The sequence below is a fragment of the Heyndrickxia acidiproducens DSM 23148 genome (assembly GCF_000374345.1).
Lineage (GTDB): Bacteria > Bacillota > Bacilli > Bacillales > Bacillaceae_C > Weizmannia > Weizmannia acidiproducens.
Genome location: NZ_KB893996.1, coordinates 17,979 through 30,894 on the forward strand (window position 1 = coordinate 17,979; position 12,916 = coordinate 30,894).

At 44.5% G+C, this 12,916-nt stretch carries 10 protein-coding genes; all 10 read left to right on the top strand.

Going from position 1 to position 12,916, the window contains the following annotated elements; genetic code table 11:
- Positions 1-124 precede the first annotated feature (124 nt).
- The 10 genes from spoVG to yabN all read left to right on the top strand — a co-directional run bounded on the left by spoVG (position 125) and on the right by yabN (position 12,894).
- Positions 125-418, top strand: a complete 294-nt coding sequence (gene spoVG / locus C232_RS0109340; RefSeq protein ID WP_018663658.1) for a septation regulator SpoVG — start codon at positions 125-127, stop codon at positions 416-418.
- Positions 419-716: 298 nt separating this feature from the next.
- On the top strand, positions 717-2,090 hold the full coding sequence (gene glmU / locus C232_RS0109345; RefSeq protein ID WP_018663660.1) for a bifunctional UDP-N-acetylglucosamine diphosphorylase/glucosamine-1-phosphate N-acetyltransferase GlmU: 1,374 nt from the start codon (positions 717-719) through the stop codon (positions 2,088-2,090).
- Positions 2,091-2,103: 13 nt separating this feature from the next.
- Complete coding sequence (locus C232_RS0109350) at positions 2,104-3,063, top strand: ribose-phosphate diphosphokinase (protein WP_018663662.1); 960 nt, start codon at positions 2,104-2,106, stop codon at positions 3,061-3,063.
- A 145-nt stretch (positions 3,064-3,208) separates the two neighbouring features.
- Positions 3,209-3,844 carry a 50S ribosomal protein L25/general stress protein Ctc gene (locus tag C232_RS0109355; protein WP_018663664.1) on the top strand — a complete coding sequence of 212 codons (636 nt, stop codon included), beginning with the start codon at positions 3,209-3,211 and terminating at the stop codon, positions 3,842-3,844.
- Between the two features lie 288 nt (positions 3,845-4,132).
- Positions 4,133-4,690 carry an aminoacyl-tRNA hydrolase gene (pth, locus tag C232_RS0109360; protein ID WP_018663666.1) on the top strand — a complete coding sequence of 186 codons (558 nt, stop codon included), beginning with the start codon at positions 4,133-4,135 and terminating at the stop codon, positions 4,688-4,690.
- A gap of 69 nt (positions 4,691-4,759) precedes the next feature.
- Complete coding sequence (locus C232_RS0109365) at positions 4,760-4,987, top strand: anti-sigma-F factor Fin (protein ID WP_018663668.1); 228 nt, start codon at positions 4,760-4,762, stop codon at positions 4,985-4,987.
- A 220-nt stretch (positions 4,988-5,207) separates the two neighbouring features.
- Positions 5,208-8,756 carry a transcription-repair coupling factor gene (gene mfd, locus C232_RS0109370; protein ID WP_018663670.1) on the top strand — a complete coding sequence of 1,183 codons (3,549 nt, stop codon included), beginning with the start codon at positions 5,208-5,210 and terminating at the stop codon, positions 8,754-8,756.
- Between the two features lie 275 nt (positions 8,757-9,031).
- A complete protein-coding gene (gene spoVT / locus C232_RS0109375; protein ID WP_018663672.1) occupies positions 9,032-9,568 on the top strand; it encodes a stage V sporulation protein T in 537 nt (178 codons plus the stop codon).
- A gap of 262 nt (positions 9,569-9,830) precedes the next feature.
- Positions 9,831-11,435 (top strand): putative polysaccharide biosynthesis protein, encoded by a 1,605-nt coding sequence (locus C232_RS0109380; RefSeq protein WP_018663675.1) that lies wholly within the window; start codon positions 9,831-9,833, stop codon positions 11,433-11,435.
- Positions 11,425-12,894 (top strand): bifunctional methyltransferase/pyrophosphohydrolase YabN, encoded by a 1,470-nt coding sequence (yabN, locus tag C232_RS0109385; protein WP_018663677.1) that lies wholly within the window; start codon positions 11,425-11,427, stop codon positions 12,892-12,894. The genes C232_RS0109380 and yabN overlap by 11 nt, the downstream gene beginning before the upstream one ends.
- Positions 12,895-12,916 lie beyond the last annotated feature (22 nt).

The following is a 12,916-nucleotide window of genomic DNA, read 5'->3' on the forward strand; positions in this document are numbered from 1 at the left end:
CTGTTCCAATTCTATTTAACCTTTTTAAAAATCATAGAATTTTTTTCTAAAAAAGAAGGAAAAATTTCAAAGTATGTTGAATTCTTAAAAAGAACCCGTACTATAAGACCAAGGTGGTGATAGAATGGAAGTAACAGATGTCAGGCTGCGCCGTGTCCATACAGAAGGCAGGATGAGAGCGATTGCATCTATTACAATGGATAATGAATTTGTTGTCCACGATATTCGCGTCATTGACGGCAACAACGGCTTATTTGTTGCAATGCCCAGTAAAAGGACTCCCGATGGCGAATTTAGAGATATCGCCCACCCAATTAATTCGGGGACGCGCAGTAAAATCCATGATGCCGTTTTGTCGGAATATCATCGTTTAGGGGAAATGGATGAAGTGGAATTTGAAGAAGCTGGCGCGTCATAATAGAATATTTGCAACAAGAGCCTACTTCAAAAGTAAGGCTCTTCTTTTTTCGGACTGTTCCATTTCAGTCCGGGCTGCCGCCGCTCATTCCCTGGAAGCCGGGAGGAGAGATGGAATATAAACGGCAAAGTTTTTCTCACATCCGCCCGGTTAAACAGCCTCCCGCTACTACCGATTCAGCCACGATCCCGCCATATTATCCAATTGTAAATAATTGTATTTCCCCGTGTTTCCTTGAAATAATGGGCTATTTAAGATATATTTTGTATGGATAAAAAGGTTTATTGGGGGATCATACATGACAAATAGATTCGCTGTACTCTTAGCTGCAGGCCGGGGAACCCGAATGAAATCTAAATTGTATAAAGTATTGCATCCTGTATGCGGGAAGCCAATGGTGATGCATGTTGTTGATGCAATTTCGCAGCTGAATATGAAAAAAACAGTGACAGTTGTCGGGCATGGTGCAGAAGATGTCCGGGCACAACTGGAAGGCAGGACTGATTTTGTTTTACAGCAGGAACAATTGGGAACCGGCCACGCCGTGCTGCAGACGGAACCGGTATTGGGGAAGGAAAACGGCGTCACTTTGGTCGTTTGCGGTGACACCCCCTTATTGCAGGCACAAACGCTGGAGGCGCTTTTGCAGGAGCATGAATCCCGCCAGGCGAAAGTGACAATTTTAACCGCACAGGCATCCGACCCAACCGGTTACGGGCGGATTATCCGCAACGAATCGGGGCTTGTCGACAAAATCGTCGAACATAAAGATGCCACAGCGGAAGAACGAAACATTAAGGAAATCAATACAGGCGTTTATTGTTTTGATAATCAGGCGTTATTTAAAGCGTTAAAGCAAGTAACGAATGATAATGCCCAGGGTGAATATTATCTTCCTGATGTTGTCGGGATTCTAACTGCCCGCGGTGAAACAGTGGTTGCTTATCAAACGGAAAGCCTGGAAGAAACTTTAGGCGTCAATGACCGTGTCCAGCTTGCTGAAGCTGAGAAGATGATGAGAAAACGCATTAATGAACGGCATATGACAAATGGTGTGACGATGATGGATCCTGAGCAAACGTATATTGAAGCCGATGTCGTGATTGGCCGTGATACCATTATTTATCCGGGAACAAAAATTTCCGGCAAGTCAGTAATCGGAGAAGATTGTAAAATAGGCCCGCAATCGGATATTACCGATTGCAAAATTGGGGACGGTACTGTAGTCCGCCAATCTGTGGCAGAACAAAGTGAAATCGGTGCCCATGTCCAGATCGGCCCGTATGCCCATATCCGCCCTGAATCTGCTATATTTGACGAAGTGAAGATCGGAAACTTCGTGGAAGTTAAAAAATCGATGGTGGGAAAGGGCAGCAAAGCATCCCATTTGACATATATCGGCGATGCAGAAGTCGGATCCGGCGTGAACATCGGCTGCGGTACGATTACTGTAAATTATGATGGCAAAAATAAATACCTTACAAAAATTGCAGATGGTGTTTTTGTCGGCTGCAACTCCAATTTGGTTGCTCCTGTAACAATCGGAAAAAATGCTTATATTGCAGCCGGCTCCACGATAACGGAAGATGTACCGGGTGAAGCGCTGTCCATTGCGCGTGCCCGCCAGGTTAACAAGGAAAACTATGTCCACAAATTAAAACACAAACAATAATTGGAGGTCCATCATGTCTAACCAGTATCTTGATCCAAACTTGAAAATTTTCACTTTAAATTCTAACCCTAAGCTTGCGGAAGAAATTGCAAGAGTCGTTGGAGTAGAGCTTGGAAAATGTTCTGTTACACAGTTCAGCGATGGTGAAATTCAAATTAATATTGAAGAGAGTATTCGTGGTTGTGATGTATATGTCATTCAATCAACAAGTGACCCTGTCAACGAACACTTGATGGAAGTTCTGATTATGGTGGATGCACTGAAACGGGCCTCTGCACGTACGATTAATCTGGTTATCCCTTACTATGGTTATGCCAGACAGGACCGTAAAGCGCGCGCACGTGAACCCATAACCGCAAAACTTGTTGCGAACCTCTTTGAAACAGCAGGCGCAACAAGAGTCATTACGCTGGACTTGCACGCACCGCAGATTCAAGGATTTTTCGATATTCCGATTGATCATTTAATGGGTGTACCGATTTTGGCTAAATACTTCAAAGATAAGCAATTCAGTGATGAAATTGTCATCGTATCTCCTGACCACGGCGGTGTAACAAGAGCACGCAAACTTGCTGAACGGTTAAAAGCCCCGATAGCGATTATTGATAAACGCCGGCCGCGCCCGAATGTCGCTGAGGTCATGAATATTGTCGGGAATGTAGATGGTAAAATTGCAATTTTGATTGACGATATTATTGACACAGCCGGCACGATTACACTTGCAGCCAATGCACTTGTAGAAAACGGCGCGAAAGAAGTATATGCGAGCTGTACGCACCCGGTTCTTTCCGGCCCGGCAATTGAACGGATCAGCCATTCGCCGATTAAAGAGCTGGTTGTTACGAATTCCATTAATCTTACGGAAGAGCGCAAAATTGATAAGCTTGTGGAATTATCGGTTGCGCCACTGTTAGGAGAAGCAATTATCCGTGTGCACGAAGACCAGTCTGTCAGTCCGTTATTTGATATGTAATCTGCAATTCTTAAAACAAAAAATATTATAAATTCCGGCATAAAACATCGTTCGCATAAAATTTTTTTAAAAAATGGGTTTACTTTTAAATTCTTGAGGGTAAAGTTATAGTTGATGCTTTCTTAATTTACTGGAGGTCAAGATAATGACAAATGTACTAGAAGCGAAAAAAAGAGATAGCAAACATCATTCCAGCACTCACCAGCTCAGGGAAAAAGGCTACATACCAGGTGTTGTTTACGGTTATAACGTAGAAAACACTCCCGTCTATGTTGATGATGCTTCTTTATTAAAATGCATTCGTGAAGAAGGCAGGAATTCTGTATTTTCATTGGATGTTGAAGGTTCGAAACAAAATGTCATGCTCCATGAAATCCAGACAGACCCTATTAAAAATAAAATCATTCATATTGATTTTCTGGCAGTCAATATGTCAGAGGATATTGAAGCGGAAGTACGGGTTGCACTTTCTGAAGCGTGTGCAGGCGTAAGAGACGGCGGCGTGCTGCAGCAGTCTTTGCATGAATTGAAGATTACGGCAAAACCAAATGAGATCCCTGAATCTATCGAAGTTGATATTTCCAATTTACAGGTAGGAGAAAATATTTCAGTTGGGGATATCCGCAGCCAATACAGCTTCAAAATTGACCATGATGATTCAGAAACGATTTGTTCGGTATTACCGCCTCGCCAGGAAGAAGAAATCAGCACCGGGGAACAACAGGAATCCGGCACGCCTGAAAACCTTGAAGGCAGAGAAACAACCGAACCAGCAGAATAAAAATGGCACACAAAAAAAGGCGTATAAAAAATGCGCCTTTTTTTGTGAGATAAATGACAATCAGCCCCATAGTTTCAAAGCCTGTTCGGATCGGCAGACTTGCTCTTTTTCCTTTATTTATGGATAATGGATAGAGGAAATCAGGCATTTGCTGGTTTCCCTAACGATAGTGAATAAAGGAAAAAACCACTTTTTTAGAAAATTCCAATCATAGCCGTTGTGCTCCCGCATATTTTCATAAAGAGAAAGAAACGAAAAAGTATGTTATAGTAAAATTGAGGTGTTACGATGAAATGTATTGTCGGGCTGGGAAATCCCGGCGCCCAATATCAAAAGACACGGCATAATATCGGATTTGAAGTCGTTGAACGTTTATCCGAAAGATTCCAGGCCCCTTTTAAGGAATCAAAATTTAAGGGAATGTATGCGGTTTTTAACCTGGGCGGTGAAAAAGTGCTGCTCTTAAAACCATTGACATATATGAATTTATCCGGGGAGTCCATCCGTGCCTGTATGGACTATTACCACATTCCTGTGGAAGATCTGCTTGTCATTTATGATGATCTGGATCTGCCGGCAGGGAAAATACGCCTGCGCCAAAAAGGCAGCGCCGGCGGCCATAATGGCATAAAATCGACGATCGCCCATATCGGAACCCAACAATTTAACCGGATTCGGATTGGAATCGGACGGCCTGAAAAAGATGTCTATATGCCTGATTATGTATTGGGAAAATTTTCAAAAGCGGAATGGGAAATCATGCAAAATGCCGTGGAAAAAAGTGCGGATGCCTGTGAAGCATGGATTTCAAAGCCATTCATAGAAGTGATGAACGATTTTAATTAGCGGCATGAATAGCTTTATCCTGCTGTGTCCATAATAATACGGACGAATGAGGATAAAGGAGGCCGCAATATGGCGATTCATTACTATTGCCGGCATTGTGGAACGAAAATCGGCACGCTTGACGGAAATGTCCAAGTAGAAAGAATGGGGTTTTCCTTGTTATCAAATGAAGAAAGGAAGGAAATGATCCTTCCCCAGGCTGATGGGAATCTCCGTATTCAGGCCATTTGTGAAGTTTGCCAGGCTTCATTTGAACAGGACCCGAAATTCCATGAATATGGTTATTTAATACAGTAATGCGCTTTGGAACTTATCCAAAGCATTTTTCTGTTTGGTATAGAAGAAAATAGGAAACAGGAAAGAAAAACATGATTTTTCCTGCCGGCGCAGGGAGGATTTTTCCTCCATCTTTCGCTTTGTCTGTCATATTGTCTAAATATTTTTAATCATAAATGCGGGTAAGATCCTAAAGAAGAATGAAAAATCCATGTAATGATAAAGAGAGGAGTCGGCATATTTGGACGGGATGCAAAATATCATGCTCGAACATGATGAGATTGATTCAGTAGTAAAAGGTTTATCCGAAGGGTTGCGGGAACAGCTTGTGTCAGGCCTGTCCGGCTCAGCAAGAAGCTTGTTCATTTCCTCGATCTATCGGAAATTGAACGAACCAGCGATTGTATTAACTTATAATCTATTACAAGCCCAGAAATTATACGATGATCTTTCCCAATTTGTAAGTGAAAAGGACTTATTTTTATATCCGGCCAATGAATTAATTGCCGCTGAACTGGGGGTAGCAAGCCCGGAACTGCGTGCCCAGCGTATTGAGGTCTTAAATGCGCTGCTGTCGCGAAAGAACTGCATGGTAATTGTGCCGATGGCCGGCTTAAGAAAAATCCTGCCGCCAATAGAGGTCTGGAAAAACTACCAGCTGCAGTTTGAGGTTGGAAAGGAAATCCAGTTGGATCAGGTTTTGGAAAAATTGATTGATATGGGCTATAACCGGTCGGATATGGTCGATGCACCCGGGGAATTCAGTTTGCGGGGCGGTATATTAGATATTTATCCGCTGACGGAAGAAGACCCGCTCCGAATTGAGTTATTTGATGCCGAAGTTGATTCGATTCGGACATTCTCAGCAGATGACCAGCGTTCAAAACATAAACTTAAAACGATTACAATCGGGCCGGCCATGGAATATTTGACCGGCAGGCAGACTTTGCGAAAGGCAGCTGCGGCAGTTCAGGATGGTTTAACGAAAACGCTCGCTAAGATTAAAGACCAGAAGATAAAACAGGATCTGGCACAAAATATTGGATACGATATTGAAAAATTGAAGAGTGGTGAGAAACCGGAGCAGATTTTCAAATACATGGCGGCCCTCTATGACAAGCCTGGTAGCTTGCTAGATTATGCCGGTGATAACGGTATTCTGTTTCTGGATGAGTTCAGCCGGGTGATTGAAATCCAGGAACACCTGGAAAAGGAAGAAGCCGAGTGGTTGACATCCATGGTGGAAGAAGGCCGGATGGTTTATGATTTGATCGTTTCCCATTCATTATCAGGACTGCTTGCGCATAAAAGCTTAAAGCGTATTTATTTGTCGCTCTTTTTGCGCCATATTCCAAATACGAGCCCGCAGAATATTATTAATCTTGCCTGCAAACCGATGCAAACCTTTCACGGGCAAATGCACGTTTTGAAAACGGAGGTTGAACGCTGGAAAAAAGGGCAATTTACGGTTGTATTTGCGGGAGCGGACCACAAACGTGCACAAAAATTGCAAAGCGTTTTGGAAGACTATGAGATTGAGTCGGCAATTTTGAAAGAAGGCCAGCCGGTGATTCCGCATTACATTCAGGTAATGACTGGAAACCTGAATACAGGGTTTGAATTGCCGATGTTTAAGCTTGCGGTTATTACAGAAGAAGAACTCTTTAATAAAAAGACGAAGAAACAGGCGCGCCGCCAGAAGCTGTCAAACGCTGAAAGAATCAAAAGTTATTCCGAATTAAATGTCGGTGATTATGTTGTCCATGTCAACCACGGAATCGGCAAATACTTAGGCATTGAGACGCTTGTCATTAACGGCGTCCATAAAGACTATCTGCATATCAAATACCAGGGCTCAGATAAGCTATATGTGCCGGTTGACCAGATTGATCTTGTCCAAAAGTATGTCGGATCAGAGGGAAAAGAGCCTAAAATTTATAAACTGGGCGGAAGTGAGTGGAAACGCGTCAAGCGGAAAGTCCAATCCTCCATCCAGGATATTGCCGATGATTTGATTAAACTGTACGCAGAAAGGGAATCAGCCAAAGGTTTTGCGTTTTCGCCGGATGGGGATATGCAGCGGGAATTTGAAGCAGCATTTCCATATAGAGAAACGGAGGACCAGCTGCGATCGATTCAGGAAATCAAACACGATATGGAAAAAGCCAAGCCAATGGACCGCCTGCTGTGCGGAGATGTCGGCTACGGTAAGACAGAAGTGGCCATCCGCGCTGCATTTAAAGCAATTATGGACGGCAAGCAAGTTGCCATGTTAGTGCCAACAACAATCCTTGCGCAGCAGCATTATGAAACAATTACGGAAAGGTTCCAGGATTATCCGATTACAGTCGGGCTTTTGAGCCGTTTCAGGACAAGAAAAGAGCAGAATGAAACGATCAAAGGACTGAAAAACGGAACGATTGATATGGTAATCGGTACACACCGTCTGCTCTCAAAGGATATTCAATATCATGATTTAGGCCTTTTGATTGTTGACGAAGAGCAGCGCTTTGGCGTCAGCCATAAAGAAAAAATCAAGAAGATCAAAACCAATGTTGATGTGCTGACACTAACGGCAACACCGATTCCAAGGACATTGCACATGTCGATGCTCGGTGTCAGGGATTTATCAATTATTGAAACCCCGCCTGAGAACCGCTTTCCTGTCCAAACATATGTAATGGAATATAATAACCAAGCGGTGCGTGAAGCCATTGAGCGCGAACTGGCAAGGAACGGCCAGGTATACTTTTTGTATAACCGGATTGAGGATATAGAAAGAAAGGCTGAACAGCTCTCGATGCTGGTGCCGGATGCGCGGGTCACTTATGCACACGGGCAAATGACTGAAGCCCAGCTGGAAACGGTGATTCTTGGATTTCTGGAAGGGGAATACGACGTCCTTGTCACCACTACCATTATTGAAACCGGTGTAGATATTCCGAATGTCAATACCCTGATTGTGAATGATGCGGACCGGATGGGGCTTTCGCAGTTATACCAGTTACGGGGGCGCGTCGGCCGTTCAAACCGGGTCGCCTATGCCTATTTTACTTACAGGAAAGACAAAGTATTAGCCGAGGCATCGGAGAAAAGGCTGCAGGCCATTAAAGAATTTACCGAGCTTGGGTCCGGTTTTAAAATTGCAATGCGCGACTTGGCGATCCGCGGTGCGGGGAACTTGTTGGGGGCACAGCAGCACGGCTTTATCGATTCTGTCGGATTTGACCTGTACTCGCAAATGCTTAAGGAAGCCATCGAAGAGCGCAAAGGCGGGGATCAGGAAGCCGGAAAACTGCCGCCGTTTGAAGTGGAGCTGGATATCGACGCCTATATCCCGGATGCTTATATCAAAGACGGCTATCAGAAAATTGAAATGTATAAACGTTTCAGGGGCATTGACACCATTGAGGATATTGATGAATTAAAAGAAGAGATGGTTGACCGTTTTGGCGAATATCCGCAGCAGGTTAACGATTTATTCACGATTGCAACAATGAAAGTGTATGCGAAAGAAGCGATGCTTGCGTCTATTAAACAAAGCAAACAACTGATCACGATTCTGATGTCAGAAGCCGGGACAAAAGTGGTAAACGGTCCGATGGTCGTCGATATCGTGAAAAAGTACGGCCGTTCCGCAGGCTTCGGCATGGACGGGAATCAGCTTAAAATTACGCTCAATATCAAAAATTTTAAAGACAACGAATGGCTTTCCACATGTTCCGATATGATCAAAGAATTGAGAAAGGCATTCAAATCTGTTGAAAAAGTCAGCGTTACAAAAGGATAGGCTTTTCCATATGCAGGTATGCAATCCTTACAACAAAAGATAGGGTTGCATACCTTTTTTTATACTTTCAGTGTTTGCATTGGGTAAAATATGGGAAAATAAAGTTAAGAAATGGAAGCAGATGCATGTAATGGTTGTTGTAGAAAAAAGGATCATGATGTATATAACTTGCCAAGTGAAAGATACTAATGTCAACGCAGGTAAAGAATGCAAGAACCATCTCTCATTCACATGAAGGATGGATGATAATCATCTGATGAAAGTGAGGCAACATGATGAAAGCAACTGGAATAGTTCGTCGAATCGATGATTTGGGAAGGGTCGTCATTCCAAAAGAAATTCGAAGAACGCTTCGTATTCGCGAAGGAGACCCTCTGGAAATCTTTGTGGACCGTGACGGGGAAGTCATCTTGAAAAAGTACTCCCCGATCAGTGAACTGAGCGATTTTGCCAAAGAGTATGCTGAAGCACTATATGACAGTTTAACCAGTCCGGTTTTAATCTGCGATCGTGATGCAGTGATTGCCATCAGCGGGGGATCAAAAAAAGAATATTTGAATAAAAGCAACGGCGAAGTCATTGAAAAAGTAATGGAAGACCGCAGTCCGGTATTGTCGGCCGAAAAAGGAAAAGTAGCACTGGTCGACGGCTTTGAAGATGAGATATCCTCCTATACGATTGCACCTATCGTGGCAAGCGGAGATCCAATCGGCGCAGTCGTGATTTTCTCAAAAGACCGTGAGTTCGGGGAAGTAGAACAGAAGTCAGCTGAAACGGCAGCCGGTTTTCTGGCAAGGCAAATGGAACAATAAGATTCCCGGAAAAAGAAGAAAACGCGCTTATTATTATCTTTTGTATGGCAATAATCTTGCCCGCTAAGCCTTCGAAATGCTGTATATAAGAAAAGCACAGGCAATCCGCCTGTGCTTCTTCCATTGGGTATATATTTTATGAACTTGTAAAAAATATGCAGGAGGTGTATGGGTGTAACGAATATGCTATAATACATAAGATTTCAAAAACAAGAACGGCATCGCTTTTTTGGCGGCGCCTTGTGAAAGGCAGAAAAAGAGTTTGCAGCAGGAAAATGATTCTATTAAGCTTTTTAAAGGCATTATGGTCTTAACCATTTCTTCTGTGATCACAAAAATACTCAGCGCTGTTTACCGGGTCCCTTTTCAAAATATAGTGGGGGATATCGGTTTTTATATTTATCAGCAAATTTATCCGATATATGGGATTGTCATTGCACTTTCAACATCCGGCTTTCCCGTTGTGATCTCCAAAATGGCGGCGGAAAGGCAGGCTTCCGGCAAAGATGAATACGGCTCGTTTTTACGGCTTGTCTTTATTGTTTTGGGGGCAGTGAGTTTCTGCTTGTTTCTGGCTGTGTTTTTCGGCGCCCGCCGAATTTCTGTGTGGATGGGTGATACAGCGCTCACACCGCTGATTAAAACGGTCTCCTGTTCTTTTCTGTTAATGCCGTTTATCTCAACCATCCGCGGAAATTTCCAGGGCCGGGGCAATATGATTCCGACTGCTGTTTCACAAGTTCTGGAGCAAAGTATCCGCGTTTTTTTGATCCTCATTTTATCTTTCTGGATGGTGCACCAGGGCTTTTCCCTGTATACGACAGGACAGGCGGCCGTTTTTGCATCCGTGTTGGGCGGCGCTGTATCCGCTATTGTACTGATTTTCTTTTTCCATAAAAGCCGGGGGAATAGGGAACATAAGCTGCCGGTGCAATGGGAGGAAGTCAAAACCATTTGCCGTGTCCTCTTATGGGAAGGCACAGCCATTTGCATCAGTGCTCTGCTGCTCGTCATGTTCCAATTCGTCGATGCGCTGGATATTTATGCGCTATTGTGTGATTCCGGGCTGGATGTTGAAACAGCGAAAAAGCTCAAAGGCATTTATGACCGGGGACAGCCGTTTTTGCAGCTGGGCACGGTTGTTGCGACTTCCTTCGCCCTCACCCTTGTGCCGATCATTACGCTGGAATTTAAAAGAGGGAATCGTCTGCAGCTGGAACAAAAAGTTTACTCGGCTGTGAAAATCAGTACCATGATTGGCGCCGGTGCAGCAGTCGGCTTAATGAACCTGATGAAGTTTGCGAATATCATGCTGTTTGAAAACAGCGAGGGAACGGCTGTCCTGACCGTATTTTCGATTTCAATTTTATTCAGCACCTGGATTTTAACCTTGTCCGGGATTTTTCAGGGAATGGGCCAGGTATATGCACCGGCTGCCTATATTGCAGCAGGGGTGGCGCTGAAGTTTGTATTAAATGAATGGTGGGTTGCCCGCTTAGGGACGATGGGGGCAGCCGCCGCAACGGTTGTCTCCCTGTTGTTCATCTCCCTGTTATTGATGTTAAAATTAGAAAAAGCACATTTCAAACCGCTGCCGTTCCGCTTTTACGGAAAAATCAGCCTGGCGCTGCTTATGATGACCGGCTGTCTGCAAGTATGGATGCGTTTCTTCACATACAGCGGGATGCCGGGCAGAATGGCAAGTATTCCGGGTGCATTGGGGGGCGTTGCAGTCGGCGGTGCGGTTTATATTCTCTGCGTTGCCGCCATGGGGCTGCTTTCGGATGAAGAATGGTCCTTTATCCCTTTTGGCAATAAACTAACCGGTTTAAGGAGAAAGAATTGGAGTGGAAAAGATGAACCATAAAATAACGGTAGTGGGCTTAGGGGCAGGCGATATCAACCAGCTGCCGCTTGGTGTGTACAAACAGCTGATTGGGGGAAGCCGTGTTTTTTTACGGACAAAAGAACATCCGGCTGTTGATGCGCTCCGGCGGGAAGGAATGGATTTTACAGCACTGGATGATGTCTATGAACGGTGCAGCAGCTTTGAAAAAGTATATGATGAAATTGTCCGGATCCTGTTCAAAGAGGCGGGAAAAGGGGAATTGATCTATGCGGTACCCGGCCACCCGCTGGTCGCAGAAAAAACCGTGCAGCTGTTGCTTGAGCAGGGCCCGGCAAATGAAATCGGGATTGAAATCGGCGGCGGCCAGAGTTTTATTGATGCTTTATTTGCGGCAGTCAAGGTCGATCCGATTGAAGGTTTCCAATTGCTGGACGGGACTGCTTTGCAGCTAAAGGATATCAGGACCAGCCAGCATTTAATCATTGGCCAGGTATATGATGCTTTTATAGCTTCTGAAGTGAAACTTACATTAATGGAGAAATATCCGGTTGAGCATCGTGTGGCCATCATCTCAGCAGCGGGGAGCATGGAAGAAAAAATCACTTTTCTCCCGCTATACGAGCTCGACAGGCAGTTTGCGCTTGACAACCTTGCCAGCATCTATGTTCCGCCGCTTAAGGGACGGGATGTAAGGGATTTTTCAGCGCTGCGGCAAATTATTGCAGATTTAAGGGGCCCTGGCGGCTGTCCATGGGATAAAGAGCAGACCCATCTCTCCCTGAAAAAATACTTAATTGAAGAATGCTATGAGGTCCTCGAGGCCATCGATGAAAAAGATGACGGCCATCTTGTGGAGGAATTGGGGGATGTTCTTCTTCAGGTCATGCTGCATGCACAAATCGGCGAGGATGAAGGCCTGTTCCAAATAGAAGACGTAATAGAGGCGCTGGCTTCTAAAATGATCCGCCGCCACCCGCATGTATTCGGCGATGTGAAGGTATCCGGCTCAGAAGATGTGATGAAAAACTGGCAGTGCGTTAAAGCAATGGAACGATCCGGAAATGCTCAAGAAGAAATCCATTCCATGCTCGATGGCATTGCAAAAGGCCTGCCTGCGCTTTTGAGGGCGTATGAGCTTCAGAAAAAAGCAGCCAAAGCTGGTTTTGATTGGCCAAATGCCCGCCAAGCCTGGGATAAAGTCCGGGAAGAGTGTGCTGAATTTACTGAAGAGATGGAGCGTGGAAGGCAGGAGGAACAGGCGGCAGAGTTTGGCGATTTATTATTTGCCATGATTAATGTGGGGCGCTTGATGGCGATTCACCCGGAAGATGCTCTTGAGAAAACGAACCGGAAATTTATCCGGCGCTTCCGGGTGATCGAAGACGAGGTAAAGAAAAGCGGAAGGCCGATTGAGGATTTTTCTTTGGAGGAACTGGATAATTTTTGGAATTTGGCAAAAAAACAGGAAGATCGATGAGGTGAGAAAATGGAAACGGCAG